Below are 18,918 nucleotides of genomic sequence, written 5' to 3'. Positions count from 1 at the left end.
GTTGAAAAGTCCTATCGGAGTTCCTCTTCGTTGCTTTGTATAAACTGTTTGAGAAGGACCATGTTTTCCAGGTTGTTCAGGTTGCCCAGAGCATCGGTCAGATCGTTTTTACTGACCGAATAACTCCTGCTGTTTCTGCTGTGCTGCACGGTCAGGTTTCCATCAAATTCGTAAGTCATCAGCGAGACGGCGGTGGATACAAAATTTCCAAACATTGGAAGGTCCACATGTTGAGGATCAAGATTGAAGGTCACTGTGGTTCCGACTCCTTCTTCTGATTGGATCTCCGCCGATCCGTCCGTCATATCCACCGTTTGGAAAAGAAAGGGGAGGCCGAGGCCCACTTTGCGGTGCCGGTGTTTCCCGTCCGACCAGAACGGGTTTTTGGCTTTTTCCAGTGTTTCCGCACTCATACCTTTTCCGTTGTCCTGAATGACGACTTTAATATTTTTTTCCGTCTCTTCGACGTTCAGCATGATCTCTTCCGCATGCGCCTCGATCGCGTTCTGGACCAAATCGGTAATCAGATCACAGACGCTGGCGTGCACGGTCTATTTCCCTTCGAACTGTTCGATGATTTTCTTCATGCCTTTGGTGTCGACATTGCCGAAAACTTCGCCGTTCACCGTGAGTACCGGGGCGAGACCGCAGCAACCGATGCAGCGGACCGCTTCCACCGAGAACTCACCGTCTTCGGTCACGGTGTTGAGGCCGACGCCGAGGATGCGCTCGCATTCTTCAATCAAATCCTGTCCGCCTTTAAGGTAGCAGGCCGTGCCCATGCAGACCGCAATCCGGTTTCGACCGGGTTTGGTGAGTTTGAAAAAGTGATAGAAGGTGATGACGCCGTAGATTTTCGCCACCGGAATGTCCAGGGCTTCGGCCACTTCAAAGGCGGCCTGTCGCGGAATGTAGCCGAACTCCTCTTGAACGCGGTGCAGGACCATAATCAGGTTGCCCGGCTTTTCCTTCCATTTCGCAATAAATGCGTCGATGGCCGGTGTAAGCATTTTTTCTTCAGCAGTAACAGTCATCGTCTCCACCCTCCAGTAGCGTCTGTTCGTACGTTAAAAAGATCTTCCCCTGGCTAGTCCCGTATTCAGCGTTCTGCTGATTCCCTGGTTGTCAGCCCCGGCTTGAACCCCCCGGTTCATGGTGCTTCCTGAGACCCCATCTCAAGAGCACTGCCGCATTCTTGTTCTAAGGTCTGAGCAATAAAGACTGGTGGGTAGTAGGTAAATAAAAAAAATGCCTTTGACGTTGTTTATACAATATTCCGGTAATATTAATTACAAAAACAAGTCATCTAATTGGCAGTTTAAGTTATACAAATAACAATAAATGGAGTTTCCAATGGTTGGAAATCAGGAAGTCATCCGGCGTCTGGCGAAATACCGTAATGTGATGCGCAAAATGAAGGCTTTGGGGTTGGTGAAGGTGTTTTCCGATAATCTGGCCGATGCCTGCGGGGTGTCAGCGTCGTTGGTGCGGAAAGATTTTTCGATGTTCAATATCACGGGGAATAAGCGCGGAGGGTATCGGATTGACGATGTCGTTGCCCGGCTCAATGTGCTGCTCGGAAAAGATAAAAAACAGAAGATCGTGATTATCGGCTGCGGGAAACTGGGTCAGGCCCTGATGAATCATAACGGATTTCCAAGGGTTGGAATTCGTGTTGTGGCTGCGTTTGATTCCGATCCCCGGGTACTCGATGCCGAAGCACCCATTCCGATTTTCCATATTAAACGGATTCGCGAATTCATTGATGCCAACAAAATTAAGGTCGCCGCCTTGACTGTGCCCGAACCCTCTGCCCAGAGTATGGTGGAAACCCTGAAAAAAACCTGTTGCAGCGGTGTCATTAATTTTTCGCCGATTGTGCTGAAAAGCGACGAAGATTTCCTGATTCACAACATTAATATCGAGCAGGAAATCGAAAATCTCTTTTACAATATTCACTTTGCCGAGATTCATTCGGCGAAAACAGATGAAAAATAGTGCGTTAGTTTATGAGGTTGGTTTCGGGCAGAAGTGATTAATGAATATTTCGAAGAGACGCTTTTACTCAGGGGATATCGAGGCCGTTAACGCAGAATACGGTTCGGTTTGAAATCCAGAGCGAAGGTGAAAAGATGGACAATGTGTCCATTTTCGCTAATCCCAAACGTAACGAGTGGGAAGACGGGCGATTGCCGGTCCGGGGCGTGGAGCGTTCTGATCGGATTAAGATTGCGGTCAAAATGAAGGATGCGTTTTCGCTGAACTATTTGGAAATCGGAAGAAAAGGGCATCTGCGGCAAATCAGGATATTGAATACAAATCCGTTCAAAAACTGCGTGATGGTGTTCTACTGGAATATCGGTTCATAAGCGTAGAGAAAGATTTGCATTACGTTTGATCTGAACCGCGGGCTTCGGGATGCGGCAGGGAGTGAATGATGAAAAAAATGATCGTTGCGATTTATGGCTTAAGTCTGTTGTCGGTCCCGGTGTTCGGAGGTGGAGGGCCCTTGGAAAAGCCGGCTTCCAAAATGGAGCCGGACTGGGATTCGATCCGCAGCCATTACCAATGCCCGGAATGGTTTCGCGATGCGAAGTTCGGCATATTTCTGCATTGGGGGCCTTATTCCGTTCCGGCTTATGGCAGCGAGAAATACCCCAAATATATGTATTACCCCACACGGGGCGAGCGCAATGGCATGGACATCTACAGCCATCATATAAAAACCTATGGCGATCTTTCTGCATTTGGCTACAAGGATTTTATTCCTTTGTTCAAAGCAGAAAAATTTGATGCAACGGAATGGGTTAATCTGTTTAACGATGCAGGGGCAAAATATGTGGTGCCCGTGGCAGAACATCACGATGGTTTTGCGATGTATGATTCAAAATATACCCGCTGGAATGTGGTGAATATGGGCCCGAAGCGCGACACGATGCGTGAGCTGGCCGATGCCACCCGCAAGGCCGGTCTTAAGTTCGGAGTCTCTTCGCATTTTGCGAATCATCGTGGGTATTTCAGTAAAAAAGATCCGGGCTGGGATACCAATGATCCGCACTATCAGGATCTCTATTGGAAAAAGATTGAGCGCGGCTCAAAACCGTCCAGAGAATTCATGGAGCTCTGGTGGAATCGCACTACCGATATAATCGATCAATATGAGCCCGACCTTCTCTGGTTTGACTTCGGTCTCGACAAACCCGGCTGGGATTCCATGCATAAACGTATTTTGGCTTACTACTACAACAAAGGGATCGATTGGAAGAAAGGGGTGGTTTTTCAGGATAAAAATATGAAGAACGCGTCTTTTCCCGAAGATCTGATCGTGCTCGATATCGAACGAGGCCGCATGAGTGAAATCAGGAAACTTCCGTGGCAGACCGACACTGCAGTGGGCAAATTTTCATGGGGGTATATTCAAGGTGAGCAATATAAAACGTCTGATTATCTATTGGATGAACTGATTGATATCGTCAGCAAAAACGGCTGTCTTCTGCTTAACATCGGCCCGAAAGCCGATGGCACTATTCCGGAGGAGGATAAAGCCATTCTCCGCGAAATGGGGGCGTGGCTGAAATTGAATGGCGAAGCCATTTACGGTTCCAGACCCTGGAAAATTTATGGGGAAGGACCGACGAAAATCAGTGCAGGGCATCATTCCGAACAAGAGAATGCAGACAACGTATCTGCCGATATCCGTTTTACGCAAAAAGGAGATACGCTTTATGCTATTTCGCTGGGCTGGCCGGAAGATGGCGCGTTCAATATTACTTCTCTGGCAGCCGGTAATCCGCTCGAATCCCGCCCTGTTAAAACGGTGGAATTCATCAGTGGTGGAGCGGTCGTCTGGAAGCAGACGCCCCAAGGGCTGGCCATTCAGGTTCAGGGAGATAAACCCTGTGAAGCGGCATACGTATTCCGCATTAACTACAAATCATTCAGCGATGAGTAGACGCATTTGATAAAGCACGCGGTGCTGACCCTGCTGAGGTTGAACTGCGATGTGCAGAACGATGGTGAAAAAGAATACAATGAAAGCGAAGGGGAAGTGAGATGAAAAAATGGATCGCATATTTTATGATAGCCGCCGGCGTTGCGATGGCTGCGGAAAAGCCCAATATCGTTTTGTTTTTTGTGGACGATCTGGGATGGAATAATCTCGGTTACCGCAATCCGGATCTGTTCGAAACTCCGAATATTGATCAGCTGGCAAAGGATGGTATTGATTTTCAGCAGGGCTACGTTGCCGGGCCGGTCTGCAGTCCGAGCCGGGCTACTTTGCTGACCGGAAAACATCCCGCACGGTTGAAAATGGTGCGTCATGTTCGCACCGACACCAAAAAGGGTATTCAGCTGATTTATGATGAGCAGGGTCGCCCGTCTCACCATTTACTGCCGACGGATCCGGCCCGCTTTCCGAGCAAAAACTGGGTGGATCTGGAACAGGTCTCTTATGCGGAGGCACTTAAAGAGCTGGGTTACTACAACCTGTTTCTCGGTAAATGGCATATCGGTGAAGAAGGATTTTATCCGGTTGATCAGGGGTTTGACCGCCAGGTCGGCACCACGGATCACGGTTCGCCCAATAATTATTATCCGGACTATTTCAGAGATACCGATATCCTGGATGAAGCAGATTCCGAAACCTATCTGACCGATCGTTTGACGGACGAACTGGTGACGTTCATCGAGGGCTGGGATCAGAAGCAGCCGCTGATGGTTTCCATGTGGTACTACAACGTTCATTCTCCGAACATTGGAAGAAAAGACCTGGTTCGGAAGTTCGAAAACCGTCCGGGGCTGAAAGATGAACCCAAGCGGGTGCAGTATGCTGCGCAGGTGGCGGCGGTCGATGAGTCGATCGGCCGTATCCGCGCCGCACTCGAGGCGAAAGGGATGGATAAAAACACTGTTATTGTTTTCACCTCGGATCAGGGCAGTCTGTATGAATGGGCTCCGTATCGTGGCGGAAAACGTGTCGATACCCTTTGCGAAGGCGGTGCGCGCGTTCCGTTTATTGTCAGCTGGCCGGGCGTTGCACCGGCCGGTGTCCGGAACGACAGTATTGTTCAGACGGCGGACCTGTTCCCAACTTTTGTTGAAATTGCCGGCGGCAATCCGGCTGTTTATCCCGATCTTGATGGGGTTTCGCTGCTGCCTGTAATCCGGGAGAACAGCACGCTGAAGCGCAACGAGCCGATCTACGGCTATCGCGCTTATGAGGATCTCTACGCATCCGTCCGCGAAGGCGATTGGAAACTGCTGGGGTACCGCAGCGGGAAAACGGCGCTGTATAACCTGAAGACGGATCGCGTTGAGCAGAATGATCTCGCCGCGAAGAATCCTGAAAAGGTTCAGGAGCTGGTTGAAAAGCTCAAGGCGTGGGAAAAGGAAATGGACGTTGAGCAGTATTCCGGTTTCCAATAGGGATTGCCCTGTTTCAGATTTAAATTGCTCCCATGTCAACAGCGTGTTCCGAATGAAGCGGGGGCTGCGGGAGTATATGTCCGTATAGCTGATTTGCTACAATATCTCGTAGTATGAGCGGGGTAAGGACTACAACCCCTGTGTTTTGATTTGAATCGTGGTTCGTGTTCCAATGTTAGCCATCTATCGATGGTTTAACATGGAGCACATATGAAAACATGGCTTTACGCTCTGGTTGCGGGATTGTTCTTCTGGGGACAAACCGAAAGGGTGTATGCGGCTTATACGGAAACGCTTCTTCCCGATGGTTTATCCGTAAACCTGCGGACGGACTATGGTGTCGATGGCCGCGGAACTGCAGATGACAGTGCCGAACTTCAGCAGGCGATTGACGATCTGGCCGGGCAGGGTGGCGGACGTATTGATATCCCGGCGGGGAAATACCGATTGGCCGGGGTTAAGCTGGAGTCGAATGTACATCTGTTTATCAGCAAAGATGCCGTTCTTTATCCCGTTCTGAATAAATCGCGTAAGGGCGCGGTTATCTTCACCATGGGGATGGGCGCGGGGCGGATTGCAAACACGAGTATTCGCGGTGCGGATGGAAAATTTACTGTGGAGATGCCGGGCGGCGGGGTGCGGGCGAAGTTCCTTGTGATCTGCAATGTGGAAAATTTTCTGATCGAGAATTTTCATATCAAAGACAATCTGTCGGTTTTCAGTAGCATCAGCCTGAATCCATATCTTGAGCGGCCTGCGCTCTATGCCATGCCGGAAAATGGCGCAATTCATAACGGGAGCGTGACGGGAGCACAATATGGCTATGGCCTGATTCAGGCGCAGGCGGGCCGGTCAGTTTATTTTGAAAATCTTTCGGGAGAGGGGGGGGTTACGCTTCGCCTTGCAACCGGGGAAAAAGAAATGAACGACAAGCAGTATGGCGGCCTGTGGGATATCACGGCTAAAGACATCCAGTGCAAGGATGGGTATGCCGCGCTGCTGCTGGGTCCCCATTCCATGAATAATGGCGTGGTGGTGGCTGACGGTATCCGGGCAGAAGGCTGCGCTTTTGCGATGAAAGGCAGCGATGGCTTTGTGTCGAAAAAACAACGTACATCCGGTCTGAAGCCCGGGAAATTTGCACCGGGAACCTGTGTGAAAAACATTCATGCGGTTTTTGGAACCCACGCGCAACTTAAGACGAAGGATATCCGCTATCTGCCGGAAGCCACCCGTAATTATATCCGGAAGAAAACGGAAAGCTGGGGGCAGGTCTGTCGCGGTCCTTCGGTGACGGGCGTTCTGCTTTATGGTGACACGATCAAGGTGGAGAAAGTCACCTATGAGGGGTTTGTCGGGCATCCCCCGGTCATCCGGCGGGAGGATGTGCTGTTTTCCGATGCCGGGAACAGGATGGCTGAAAAGAAAGATACTTTGGACTGAATAACAGAAGCAGTGAGCCCTGAGGGAGTTTGGATATGAATAATAAATATGGAATACCCGTTGTCTGGAAAACGGTTCTTGCGGTTGCTGCGATTTCGATTACCACGCCGGTTTTGGCGGGATATGTTGAGCCGGATGGTTTTGATGAACTCAAGACCATCACGTTTGTAAACCAACCCGGAAGCGATTCTCAGCGGTTCCAGGAGACCATTGATTCCCTGCCCGGAAAAAAAGGGATTATCCGGATAAGGTCGAGTGATGAAGAATACCTTATGGGCGGGATTGTGGTTCCGTCCAATGTGCATATCCGTATGGAGCCCGGGGTTCGGATCAGGAAAGATATGTCGGTGCGGGGGGCCAACGTGTTCAGTCTGACGGGAGAGAATGTGAGTATTGCCGGGGCATCTCCTTCAGAAAAAGCGGTGATTGCCGTGGATGGAGATCCGAATCATCCGGATCAGCATTCCTTTCGTGCTGTGGGCGCGAAGGAGGTAACCAACTTCCGGATTGCCAATCTTTTTATCGAGGAAAAGGATACCCGCTTTTCAACAATCATGACGCAGAACACGGCCCGGGATGGAACGATTGAAAATATCTCCATGACGGGAGCGGGTCCCGGCTGGGGGCTGCTGCAGATGCAGGGAGGGGTGAATATTATTGCCCGTAATCTGGATGGGCAGGGGGGATTTACTCTTCGGCTCGAGCAGGGTTCCGCGACGGCACCCATTGGTATTCAGAATCTGCAGGCCGAAAATATTATCGGACGGCACGGTCGGTCCGCCGTTCTGATTGCCCCCAAAAGTACGGTTAACGGAAAAGCGGTGATCAAGGATATAACGTCGTATGGCTGTCAATGGGCGGTTCTGGCCAGCAGCGGAAAAGGGGATGGGAAATTCGAAAACGTTTTGATCAAAGGAAAGATTACTGCTCACTACGATGATCACGGCAGTCAGTTCCGCACGTTTGAACGGAAGATGAATAACGTGCAGTTTCTCCCGGAAAGCCTGCAGAAAAAGGTTGGTGTCATGCCGGGTTACGGAAGAAATAAGTTTTCCACCGGTGCGTCATCGGGTGCGGTCAAGGTTGCGCCGGTAGAGTGGATTGTTATTGATGATAAGGCGACCATTGAACGGAAGGGTTTTCCTTTTGACGATCCGGATATCGTGACGGATGCATATATGAAAAAAATGATTTCCGAAAACGGTGTTCGATAGCCGAGAGATATGTGACCGGCGACAGCATCATGCGCATTAACTCGCTTTCAAAAAAATAAGAGTGGTTTCCGTCAACCGGATTCATTCGATCGAATTGCAGGGACATGGACCGGTTGAATAGGTGTGTGGAGATTCAACTCCCTGAAAAGCGGCCGAACAAGGCGGCGCGGGTTTTCAGAATTCCGATTGAGGGCGAGCTTGAACGGGTGTTGCATAAAAACAACAGATGATGGGTTTTGATGATTAACAGGAATGGAGAACAGAAATGAAAAAGGGAATGATTATGGTGCCGTTTGCGGCACTGACACTTTGCGCCGGAACGGCGAATGCCGCGGGCAACTATGAGCCGACGTTGGAGTCGATCAGACAGCATGAAGTTCCTGAATGGCTGCAGGATGCCAAGTTCGGGATCTATGTTCATTGGGGACCGTATTCTGAAATCGGCACGTGGGAAGAGATCAAGGAATATCCGCAGAACGGCGGGACCTATCTGGTCGGTTATTCCCAATTCTATAAGTCGAAGGATAATCCATTTCGATTGGCGCTCGAAAAACGCTATGGCCCGGTGGAAGAGGGACATGGCTATCTCGATCTCTGCCGGAACTTCAAGGCCGACAAATTTGACGCGTCGGAATGGGCGGATCTCATGCAGGAGGCCGGCGCGAAATATGCAGGACTTTGCGTGGTGCACCATGACGGCTATCTGATGTGGGACAGTGCGTATACCGATTACTGCGCCGGAAAGCTGGGGCCAGAACGAGACCTCGTGGCTGAGCTGTTGCCGGAAGTGGAGAAACGCGGAATGAAGAGTGTGGCTACGTTCCATCATTCGCGCACAAAAAAACATTGGAAGCGCTACGTCGATGGCTCTCGAAAGCGCAAAGAAAATGCCGATGTGATGCTGCAGGAAAACCGGGATAAATATTTCTGGATGATCGGCGACGACACCTTCACACAGCGCCGCCTGGATATTACGCTGGAGTTTCTCGATAAGTACAAACCCGACAGCATCTGGTTTGACGGCAGTGCACAGAATGAAACTCCCTATGAAATTATTTCCCACTACTACAACATGGGAATTGATGAAGGCAAAGAGGTCGTTGTTCACAACAAATTTGCCCAGTTTGGGGAATATATTGGAACCTACAGCTATGAACGGGGATTTCAGCGTCCGATGTTTGTCGATTGGCCCTGGAATGATGATTATCCGGCGTGCACGGATCGCGGCTGGTCCTGGTGGCATGGGATCCGGTATCACACCGCAGACCACATGATTCGTCGTTTGTGTCATGCCGTGGCCAATAATGGCGGGCTGCTTCTTTCGCTGTGCCCGCGTCCGGACGGCTCGTTTGATCCGGAGCAGGTTGCGCAGCTCAAGGGGATCGGAAAATGGCTCAGGCAGAATGGGGAAGCCATTTATGGAACCCGCCCATGGGCAAAGGTCCAGGGTGAAGGGCACATGAGTGAGGAAGACAATATTATTCTCTGGGACGGGCCTGATACGAAACGTTATCTGCGTATTAACGCTGACCTTTATGATGATTCTGATATCCGCTTCACGACAAAAGGAAAAAGCACTCTGTATGCGATTCAACTGAAGGTTCCGTATTACGGGCGGACCCGCATCACGTCTTTGCGTAACGAGATGCAGGTGGGCTCGGAAAATAAAATCAAGTCGGTAGAACTGCTGGGATATGGCCCCGTTGAATATGAGCGCGGAGATGATTGGCTGCTGATTTATCACCCGGTGCCGCTGCCGAACGATGTGGCGCTTGCATTCAAGATTGAAGTTGAGGGCGAGCTGGAGCGGGTTCTTTATCCCGGCGTGCCTGAATAGTCAAGGTCATGAGCGGTTTGCCAATCAAACCGCTCAAGCAGTTTTGTTGCGGGGATTTAGGATTAGAGATGAGCGTGGTGCATGCTGTTTGCGGCAAAAATTAATATAGCGGTTTTAAGCGGTATCCTGTGTGCCTCTGTGGTGCTCGGTGGGGATAAGCCGAATATTCTGTTTGTGATGTCGGATGATCATGCGGCACAGGCGATCGCGGCGTATAACAGCCGTCTGGCCTATTTAAATCCGTGCCCGACCATCGATGCCCTTGCTGATGCTGGTGTGGTGATGGAAAACGCATTCTGCCAAAATTCGATCTGCACCCCGAGCCGCGCATCCATCCTCACCGGGCAGAGCAGTGCCATGAACGGCTGCACGATCCTCAACGATCCGCTTCCGCCGGAGCGGCAGTATCTGGCGCACGAAATGAAGGCGGCTGGATATCAAACTGCGGTGATCGGGAAGTGGCATCTGGTCGCCCGGCCTGATGCCTTTGACTATTTTAAGGTGCTCCCGAAGCAGGGGGATTATTTTGATCCGACATTCAAGGTTGCTGATGGAACCGTGAAGATGGAAGGGCACTGCAGCGATCTGATTGCGGATTCTGCATTGGATTGGTTTAAGACGATACGCGATACAGATAAACCCTTTTTCCTGATGCTGCACTTCAAGGCGCCGCACGGAAAGTTTGAGTATGCTCCGCGTTATGAAGGCTATCTGCAGGATGTAACAATTCCAGAGCCTGGAAATCTGCGTGACCGCAAGAACTTTGGATCAGTCGGTTCGCGCGGCCATAACAATGAACTGGATCGTTTGCTGGGCGCATCGGTGGGCCGACGTCATCCCAGATTTAATAATGTGGAGCCGAAAAAAAGATGGCCCTGGGCTGCGAAACTCGATCTGTCGATGAATGATGAAGAGCTTCAGGGGGCGGCCTATCAGGAATACCTGAAGGCTTACCTACGTTGCGTGAAGGGGGTGGACGACAACCTCAATCGTGTGCTCAATTATTTGAAGTCGGAAGGGCTCTATGAGAATACGATTATCTTCTATACGGGAGATCAGGGTTTCTATTTGGGCGAACATGACCTGATTGACAAACGCTGGCCCTATGAGGAAGGCATGCGCATGCCGTTTATTGTGCACTATCCGAAAAGCATCAAACCCGGCCGTTCGGATGCGATCGTGGAGAATATCGATTATGCGCCGACCTTGCTTGATTATGCAGGCGTGGCGACACCGAGCTACATGCACGGCAAAAGTTTCCGTTCCATTCTGGAGACGGGTGAAGAATCCAATGATTGGAAAAAGGCGGCCTATTATCATTATTGGATGCACATGAAGCAGCTGTTTGTGCCCGGCTGCATTGCAATCCGAACGAAGCGCTATAAGCTGATTCAGTTTTATGGATGCAAGACCGACGAGAGTGCTCCGAGCACTCCGCCGTCGTGGGAGCTGTACGATCTGAAGGCCGACCCGACCGAGGATAACAATGTCTACGATAACCCGGAATATGCAGCGGTCATTGCTGATCTGAAAAAGCAGTTGAAAGAGCGCCGCGCGGAGCTGGGTGAAGATGATAAAAAATTTGCCTGCAATCAGGTGATCAACGAATACTGGGACTACTCGCCGGAACAGCGCGGATTTTCAATCCGGATGTCGAACAAACTGGCTAAAAAAGGCAAAACCAAATCAAAATAGAAACGACCATGAAAGAACTGCTGATTATCCTGCTTTGCGGAATGGGGCTGAGTTCCCTTGCTGCAAAACCGAATGTTCTGCTGATTATGTCGGATGATCTGAACACCGCGCTCAGCGGGTACGGGCATGTGGATTGTAAAACACCTCATCTCGACCGGCTGGCGGTGCGCGGGGTGCAGTTTGATCGCGCTTATTGCCAGTTCCCGTTGTGCGGGCCGTCTCGCGCTTCGATGATGACGGGGCTCTATCCCTACAGGAATAATGTGCTGCTCAACTTTACCCATTTCCGGAAAACCGTGCCGGATACAGTAACGCTGCCGCAGTTGTTTCGTCGTAACGGATACTACACGGCGCGCGTCAGCAAGATTTATCACATGGGTATTCCGGTCGAAATCCGCAAAGGAACCGCCAGAGATGATGATCCGGAATCGTGGGACGCCGCCATCAATATTACGTGCGCCAAAAATCCGGGGCCTGAAATTAACTGGTCCCCGAAAAAGAGCGGATCGCAGCGTTTTGCGGCGGTGTATGGAACTGAAGGGGATTCCAGCTATGCGGACGGCATGGCGGCTGATCGCGCAGTGGAAATGATCCAGACATTGGAACCGAATAAACCCTTCTTCCTGGGGGTCGGATTTGTTCGTCCGCATGTGCCGCTGATTGCTCCGCAAAAATATTTTGATCTCTACGAGCGCACTTCGCTCACCATTCCGTTTGCTCCGGAGGATGATCTGGATGATCTGGATGATCTGCCGGAAGTGATTCAAAACGATCAAACTGCGGAAGCAATGGGTATCACAACACCGGAGCTTCATCGCGGTTTGCTGGAAGCTTATTATGCCAGCATTTCCTATATGGATGCGCAGGTGGGCAAAGTGCTGGATGCACTGGATGAAGCCGGGTTGACCGACAATACAATCATCGTGTTTGCGAGTGACCACGGTTATCACGTCGGCGATCATCACAAGTTCCAGAAACGCCACCTCTTTGAAGAGTGCACGCGCGTGCCGTTTATCATCAGCGTGCCCTGGCTGAAGGAGCAGCATGGGCGGAAGTCCATGCAGTTTGCGGAGCTGGTTGACCTGTATCCAACCTTGGTGGAGCTGGCGGGATTGACGCCGCCGGAAAGCATTCAGGGCACAAGCCTGTTGCCGCTGCTGAAAGATGCTGCTTCCGACGATTGGAAAAAACAGGCGGTCTTTACGGTTGCGGAAGGCGGCGGCGAAAGTCTGCGAACTGCGGACTGGCGCTATACGCAATGGGGGTTCGGTGACAGCGGATGTGAACTCTATGACCTCAAAAATGATCCGGGGGAATTCACGAATCTGGCGGATAATCCAGAATACAAAGAGGAACTTGAAATCATGAAAACCGCCCTGGAGAAACGGCGTGTGAAAGTGGGCTATCAAGGTGCGGTAACGCGGGAGCATGCCGATAAGAAAAAGGCGGTTGCCGCTGCCCGGGCTGCTCGCGCAAAAAAGAAACCGTCGAAGGATTAGATCGGAATGAAAAAGGTACATGTGAACTGTTTCAGCACGATTATTCCCCCTATGTCCGTTTTGTCGGGTGCATTTTTCGTTGTGTTTAGATCTGTTTCTGATGCGTATGCCGGTTTTCGGGCGGGCACGCATGATAACCGAACGGCTCTGCTTTTTCCGGATCATGCCAATCCGGTTCAATGCCGGAATGTCTGGGGACGGTCTCTGTGGTTTTGTGGGAGAGGATAAGAAATTGAATCTGCGAGAGAAGGGGCCACCACACAGTATGTATGTGAAAAAAACAGTGCTTTGCCTGATCGGTGTAAGTGTGCAAACGGCTATAGCCGTTTCTCGTCCGAATGTAGTAACGGCTATGACGGATGAGCTCGGAGCAGAGAGTGCCGGGGGTAAAGTGGAAGAGTCGGAGCCCGTCCTCTCTTTTCTGAACCTTAAATTCGGGATGTTTATCCATTACGGTATGAGCACTTATCAGGGGCATGGCGGATGGGCTGAATGGAATGTGGACCCGAAAACGTTTATTCCCTCTGAGCTGGATTGTGAGCAGTGGGCCGAAGCTGCAAAATCAGCCAAAATGAATTATGCAGTATTCACGACAAAGCACCATGACGGCTTTTGTCTGTGGGATTCGGCGGTGACAGAATATGATATTGCCAGCAGCGACTATAAAGATGACATCGTGAAAAAATATGCCGACGCCTTCCGAAAGCGGGGAATGAAGGTCGGCCTCTATTTTTCCGTCTGGGATCGTCAGCATAAAATCGAAGCCGGCCGCATTACGCCCGCAAAAATTCAGTATACCAAAGATCAGCTCACGGAGCTGTTGACCAATTATGGTGACGTGCTCTGCATTGTGATTGACGGCTGGGGGTCCAAATGGGGCAAAAGCCCGACTTTTGAAGAACTTCCATACGATGTGCTGGCCGATCATATTCATTCGATCCAGCCGGATTGTCTGGTGATCAACCACAGTTGTAAAACGGATCTGAGTGTGACCCAGGTGGTGCACTATGAAGCGACGCACGGTCAGCACTGTCCGTTCGATAACTCGATTCCGTCGCAACAGGGACCGACGTTGCAACCAAAATGGTTCTGGCGGCCCGGTGATGAAGAAGGACCGTTAAAACCCACTGAAGAGGTGGTCGACGAACTGAACTTTGCCAATGCACGAACCTGTAACTATCTGCTGAATGCCGCTCCGAATGATAGAGGGGTGCTGGATGATGCTGTGATTAAACGCCTGGCGGAAATCGGTCAGGCCGTTCAGCTTTCTGCTCCGCTTAAATCGCTGCCGGAGATGCACCCCGTGCATCAGGGAATTACGGCCACCGCATCCAGCATCAGCGGACCGGACTATGCTGCACAAAATGTACTGGATGCCGATCTGTTTACCCGCTGGCAATTTGCCAAAGACGATCAGGAACGCTGGGTTGAGCTGGATTTTGGAAAACCGATGACGTTTAACCGGGTGGTTTGCGGTGAATATCGCAGGGGAACCGAGGCTTATAAAATTGAGGCGTTGGTGAATGGTGAGTGGAAGCTGCTGGTCAAGCGTCAGGAAAGCATCGGAAACAATGTCAATGCAACCTTCGCGGATGTCACGGCTCAGAAATATCGGTTGACGATATTGAAAGCCAGTCGCCCGCCGATGATCGCAGAACTGACTTTTATAACGTATTAAGTGACGATGGATTTGCTGTGTCGTCTGATGCACATAGATTGAAGCTAAATAAGGAAACTGATAATGAGCAGAAATAGTTTTATAGCTGTCGGGCTGACGCTGTTGGCTGTTGTCAATAGGGTCGATGCGGCTGATTCCGGTCGCTGGACTTTATGGTCGGAGAAGCCGGCGCAAAAGTGGGAGGATGCCTTTGTGACGGGCAATGGAAGGCACGGAACCATGATTTGGGGGAAAGCCGGCAAAGAAACCATTACCTGTGTCCATGAGGAATTGTTTATTCCGGCCTGGGAGCGCGATAAACGGGCCGTGGCGGATATTGCAGATGATTTGCCGGAGGTGCGCCGGCTGATTCGGGCCGGCGATCCCGCCGGTGCCGCAAAACTGGCGGTGGCGGAGGCTCGGAAACAGCTGGAACCTCAGGGAATTACCAATGACGGATGGCCGGTTGTTCCGCACCCGGCTTTTGATCTGGAAGTTATACATGAGGGTGACGGAAAGGTTGTGCAATTCCGCCGGGCGCTGAATCTGGAAAATGGAGAGGCGCTTTCGCGTTGGAGCGACGGAATCAACGAGGTTGAGCAGCGGGTATTTTCCTCACAGGCTGACAACATCAACGTGGTGGAGCTTCGGTCGACTAAAGGGCGGAAGCTGAACCTTACATTGCGTTTGGCGGAACGGCCGGGGCGTATCGATTCCAGCGAAACGCTATATCGTAATATCGATATCAACGGAGCATTCAATTCCATTACATCCGGTGTGGAACCGGGGTGGTTGTTTTATCACGCCGATTATGCACTTGATCGTCGGGGGTATGACGGCGTGGGCCGGGTAAGCCTGACAGGCGGTTCGATGAGCCGTGACGGTGATCTGCTGCGGATTAAAGATGTCGAGCGGGTTCTGGTTCTGATCCGGATTGAGCTGCTGGAGCAGGGCGGGACCAGCAGCAGGAAAAGGATACAGAAAACCCTCGAAAAGCTTCCGCTGGAATATGAAGCATTGCTGAAGCCGCATGCATTGAAGCATGGGGATATGTTCCGTAGGGTGACCTTGGATATGGGTTGCGCCCGGAAGTGGCGCGAGGAGTCGAATGAACAGCTTTTGGCTGACATTCGTAAGAATGGTGTATCGGCTCACTTTCTGGAAAAAGTTCATGCGATGGGACGTTATCTGCTGATCTCCACGACCGGGAAATATCCTGCGCCGCTGCAGGGCATCTGGGGGGCGGCCTGGCGGGCGGCATGGGGCGGAAGCTTCACGACAAACTCGAACGTCAATCTGGCGATTTCGTCTTTCGGCATGGGGAACCTGCCCGAGTGCGCAGAAGCCTACTATGAATATATCCAGCGGCAGCTGCCGGGCTGGAGAGCCAATGCAAAATACCACGTAGGCTGCCGCGGAATTCTTGCATCGCTGAATATGGATCCCGAAACGGGATATGAAACGCATTTCCATGCCGTGCATCCCGCCTTGTACTGGGTGGGCGGTACGGGGTGGAATATCCGCCCTTTATATGATTATGCGCTGCTCTCCGGCGATGATGTTTTCATGAAAGAGAAGGTTCTGCCGCTCTATCAGGAGCTGGGGCTGTTTTATGAAGATTATCTGCTGCGCGGTGAGGACGGAGTCTATGATATTATTCCCAGTCAGTCGCCGGAGAATGATCCGGGGGGGAAGCGGGGAGAGCGTTTGACTGAAAATGCGACGTTCTCTGTGGCTGTGGCAAAAGAATGTTTCGATGTTCTGCTGGAGCTGGGAGAGCAGTTCCGTCTTCCTGCGGACGATATCGCGCGTTGGAAGGAAATCCGCGAACATCTTCCGGCCTATCGGGTCAACGAAGACGGTGCTCTGGCCGAATGGATTCCGGCGCAATACAAAGACCACTATAAACACCGCCATAATTCACATCTGTATCCGGTTTATCCCGGCATGGAACTGGTGCCGCCGGGGGTGGATCCTGTTCTTGAGCAGGCGGCACGGGTCGCCCTCGAAAAACGTTTTGCCTACGACACGACCTCCGCTCATGGATTGATGCATGCGGCCCTGATGGCTTCGCGGTTACGTGATGCGGAAAAGGTGCAGGTCAATCTCGATCGCTTTGCACGCCGCCGGTATCTGTATTCCGGATTCGTCACTTCGCATAATCCGAATCACAAAGTATACAATCTGGATGCTGCACTGAGCATGCCGCGGTTGCTGATGGAGATGGTGGTGTTGTCCAAGCCGGGTTTTGTGGAATTGCTGCCGGGCTGGCCGGAGAGCTATGCCGATGGATCCCTCAACGGAGTGCTCATTCGCGGCGGTCATAAAATGGATATCAGCTGGGCCGACGGGAAACTTAAATCCGCCGTGCTCTATGCCGGGAAGGATGGTTCTTGTGAGATTCGGTACAAGGAGCTGAGTCGCTCACTGGATCTGAAAGCCGGCAAGACCTATCGGTTGAATGCAGCTCTGCTGAAAGAAGTTGAAAAATGAAATCAAAGGCCGTCGAGCGTGAAAAAAAAAGGAATCAGGCCGTTATGAAACAGAGACTCTTTATTTCTATTTTGGGGCTGATATCGATCTCCAGCCTGGCATCTGAAAAACCGAATGTGTTAATTATCTATACCGATGATCAGGGCTATGGCGATGTCAGTGCCCTGAATTCTGAATCCAAAATTCAGACACCGAATATGGATCGGCTGATCCGGGAAGGGATTAACTTCACACATGGGCATTCTGCAGGATCGGCATGCACACCGTCGCGTTATGGCTTGCTGACGGGGCGCTATCCATGGCGGACGACGCTCAAAAACGGAGTGGGCGGCCCGGATGAACCCTCCATGATTGCCGAAGATCGTCTGACACTCGGGGAGATGCTTCAGGAAAACGGTTACCACACGGCCTGCATCGGTAAGTGGCATCTGGGGATGCGTCTGCCGGGCGAGTACGGAAAACGTGACTGGTCTCAGCCGATTCTGGAGGGGCCGTTGGATCGTGGATTTGATTATTGGTTTGGTATTCCCATTTCGCCGAAACTGGTGTGTGCCTGGTTTGAGAACCGCGGGCTGGCACCGGGAGCGGCAGAGCCGGGCCTGCTGACCTATCATAAAACGAATCCCGGTCTCGGGCCGCGCTGGCGTATCAATAAACCGTATTACACGGATTTGAAGGATCAGCCGGAGGAAACCATCCAGAACAAGCGGTTTATCAGCGAAGTTGCTCCCGACTGGGAAGATGATCAGTTGCTCACCCGCTTCACTGATAAAGCAATAGAGTGGATCGGTGAAAAGACGGATGATGCCAAAAACGGAAAACCGTTTTTCCTCTATTTTTCCATGACGTCTCCGCATGAGCCGGTGGCGCCGCGGAACGATTTTATCGGCAAAAGTGAGTGTGCCGGATATGGCGACTTTGTGATGGAGACCGATTATCACATCGGACGTCTGCTGGATTATTTGGATCAGCAGGGGCTGCGGGATAATACGCTGATTCTTTTTTCCAGCGATAACGGTCCGGAGGGCACATGGAAAGGTCGTCTCAAGGAGTTTGATCACGACAGCAGCGGGGTGCTTCGAGATGGAAAACGTTCGCACTATGAAGGTGGACATCGCGTTCCTTTTGTCATTCGCTGGCCTGCCGTTATCAAGGGCGGGCGCATCTGGAACAAACCGGTTTGTCAGGTGGATATGATGGCGACGATCGCGGATATCATCGGCATAAAGCTTCCGGAAAATTATGCCGAAGACAGCCAGAGTTTTGCTGATGTTCTGACTCATCCCTCTTCCGGGTTTGAGCGCATGCCGCTCATCGCCACGAATAACAAAACAGGACAGTTTGCAATCACCGAAGGCAAATGGAAGCTGGTGATGTCTTACGGAAAAAAGACGTGCGAACTTTACGATTTGATCGCTGATATCGGGGAAAAGAAAAATGTAATCGACCGTCATCCGGAGGTCGCACAGATGCTGGAAGCCAAATTGACCGACATGGTTTGCAACGGGCGCTCAACCAAGGGGCCGCGCCTTTCGAACGACACGGGCTGGTGGCCGTCGATCACCTGGATGACGCCTGAGGAATATAAAGCCCGCCATCCGGAGGGAGATCCCGTCGAAATGGCTGCAGGAAAAAAGAAAAAATGAAAAAGAA

14 protein-coding genes are annotated in these 18,918 nt (G+C 51.4%); 12 read left to right on the top strand and 2 right to left on the bottom strand.

Annotation, left to right across the window (positions count from 1 at the left end; translation table 11 throughout):
• Positions 1-11: 11 nt before the first annotated feature.
• Both P9H32_RS04330 and P9H32_RS04325 read right to left on the bottom strand, forming a co-directional pair.
• Positions 12-548, bottom strand: coding sequence for an ATP-binding protein (locus P9H32_RS04330; protein ID WP_322607648.1), 537 nt, complete (start codon positions 546-548; stop codon positions 12-14).
• A 3-nt stretch (positions 549-551) separates the two neighbouring features.
• On the bottom strand, positions 552-1,034 hold the full coding sequence (locus P9H32_RS04325; RefSeq protein ID WP_322607647.1) for an NADH-quinone oxidoreductase subunit NuoE family protein: 483 nt from the start codon (positions 1,032-1,034) through the stop codon (positions 552-554).
• 319 nt (positions 1,035-1,353) lie between these two features.
• On the opposite strand from P9H32_RS04325, the gene P9H32_RS04320 reads away from it, so the two are divergent.
• From P9H32_RS04320 to P9H32_RS04265, 12 genes are all read left to right on the top strand, one after another.
• A complete protein-coding gene (locus P9H32_RS04320; protein WP_322607646.1) occupies positions 1,354-1,998 on the top strand; it encodes a redox-sensing transcriptional repressor Rex in 645 nt (214 codons plus the stop codon).
• A 134-nt stretch (positions 1,999-2,132) separates the two neighbouring features.
• Complete coding sequence (locus P9H32_RS04315; protein ID WP_322607645.1) at positions 2,133-2,369, top strand: hypothetical protein; 237 nt, start codon at positions 2,133-2,135, stop codon at positions 2,367-2,369.
• A gap of 65 nt (positions 2,370-2,434) precedes the next feature.
• A complete protein-coding gene (locus P9H32_RS04310) occupies positions 2,435-3,952 on the top strand; it encodes an alpha-L-fucosidase (protein WP_322607644.1) in 1,518 nt (505 codons plus the stop codon).
• A 101-nt stretch (positions 3,953-4,053) separates the two neighbouring features.
• A complete protein-coding gene (locus P9H32_RS04305; protein ID WP_322607643.1) occupies positions 4,054-5,427 on the top strand; it encodes a sulfatase in 1,374 nt (457 codons plus the stop codon).
• Between the two features lie 210 nt (positions 5,428-5,637).
• A complete protein-coding gene (locus P9H32_RS04300; RefSeq protein ID WP_322607642.1) occupies positions 5,638-6,870 on the top strand; it encodes a glycoside hydrolase family protein in 1,233 nt (410 codons plus the stop codon).
• Between the two features lie 35 nt (positions 6,871-6,905).
• The gene (locus P9H32_RS04295) at positions 6,906-8,084 is read left to right on the top strand and encodes a hypothetical protein (protein WP_322607641.1); all 1,179 of its coding nucleotides are present in this window, start codon (positions 6,906-6,908) and stop codon (positions 8,082-8,084) included.
• 265 nt (positions 8,085-8,349) lie between these two features.
• Positions 8,350-9,921, top strand: coding sequence for an alpha-L-fucosidase (locus P9H32_RS04290; RefSeq protein ID WP_322607640.1), 1,572 nt, complete (start codon positions 8,350-8,352; stop codon positions 9,919-9,921).
• A gap of 81 nt (positions 9,922-10,002) precedes the next feature.
• Positions 10,003-11,616: a sulfatase family protein gene (locus P9H32_RS04285; RefSeq protein ID WP_322607639.1), complete on the top strand. Its 1,614-nt coding sequence runs from the start codon at positions 10,003-10,005 to the stop codon at positions 11,614-11,616.
• A gap of 8 nt (positions 11,617-11,624) precedes the next feature.
• On the top strand, positions 11,625-13,115 hold the full coding sequence (locus tag P9H32_RS04280) for a sulfatase (RefSeq protein ID WP_322607638.1): 1,491 nt from the start codon (positions 11,625-11,627) through the stop codon (positions 13,113-13,115).
• Between the two features lie 232 nt (positions 13,116-13,347).
• Positions 13,348-14,793 (top strand): alpha-L-fucosidase, encoded by a 1,446-nt coding sequence (locus P9H32_RS04275; RefSeq protein ID WP_322607637.1) that lies wholly within the window; start codon positions 13,348-13,350, stop codon positions 14,791-14,793.
• Between the two features lie 63 nt (positions 14,794-14,856).
• Positions 14,857-17,265, top strand: a complete 2,409-nt coding sequence (locus P9H32_RS04270; RefSeq protein WP_322607636.1) for a glycosyl hydrolase family 95 catalytic domain-containing protein — start codon at positions 14,857-14,859, stop codon at positions 17,263-17,265.
• A gap of 44 nt (positions 17,266-17,309) precedes the next feature.
• Positions 17,310-18,911: a sulfatase family protein gene (locus tag P9H32_RS04265; protein WP_322607635.1), complete on the top strand. Its 1,602-nt coding sequence runs from the start codon at positions 17,310-17,312 to the stop codon at positions 18,909-18,911.
• Positions 18,912-18,918 lie beyond the last annotated feature (7 nt).

It is taken from the genome of Pontiella agarivorans, assembly GCF_034531395.1.
GTDB lineage: Bacteria > Verrucomicrobiota > Kiritimatiellia > Kiritimatiellales > Pontiellaceae > Pontiella > Pontiella agarivorans.
The sequence above is the reverse complement of the archived record's forward strand: the minus strand, read 5'-3'. Positions and strand labels throughout refer to the sequence as shown.

Bases quoted from the DNA above. Each gene is read 5' to 3' on its own strand.
- P9H32_RS04325 (WP_322607647.1), bottom strand. From the start codon at position 1,034: ATGACTGTTACTGCTGAAGAAAAAATGCTTACACCGGCCATCGACGCA.
- P9H32_RS04320 (WP_322607646.1), top strand. From the start codon at position 1,354: ATGGTTGGAAATCAGGAAGTCATCCGGCGTCTGGCGAAATACCGTAAT.
- P9H32_RS04315 (WP_322607645.1), top strand. From the start codon at position 2,133: ATGGACAATGTGTCCATTTTCGCTAATCCCAAACGTAACGAGTGGGAA.
- P9H32_RS04310 (WP_322607644.1), top strand. From the start codon at position 2,435: ATGATGAAAAAAATGATCGTTGCGATTTATGGCTTAAGTCTGTTGTCG.
- P9H32_RS04305 (WP_322607643.1), top strand. From the start codon at position 4,054: ATGAAAAAATGGATCGCATATTTTATGATAGCCGCCGGCGTTGCGATG.
- P9H32_RS04300 (WP_322607642.1), top strand. From the start codon at position 5,638: ATGAAAACATGGCTTTACGCTCTGGTTGCGGGATTGTTCTTCTGGGGA.
- P9H32_RS04295 (WP_322607641.1), top strand. From the start codon at position 6,906: ATGAATAATAAATATGGAATACCCGTTGTCTGGAAAACGGTTCTTGCG.
- P9H32_RS04290 (WP_322607640.1), top strand. From the start codon at position 8,350: ATGAAAAAGGGAATGATTATGGTGCCGTTTGCGGCACTGACACTTTGC.
- P9H32_RS04285 (WP_322607639.1), top strand. From the start codon at position 10,003: ATGCTGTTTGCGGCAAAAATTAATATAGCGGTTTTAAGCGGTATCCTG.
- P9H32_RS04280 (WP_322607638.1), top strand. From the start codon at position 11,625: ATGAAAGAACTGCTGATTATCCTGCTTTGCGGAATGGGGCTGAGTTCC.
- P9H32_RS04270 (WP_322607636.1), top strand. From the start codon at position 14,857: ATGAGCAGAAATAGTTTTATAGCTGTCGGGCTGACGCTGTTGGCTGTT.
- P9H32_RS04265 (WP_322607635.1), top strand. From the start codon at position 17,310: ATGAAACAGAGACTCTTTATTTCTATTTTGGGGCTGATATCGATCTCC.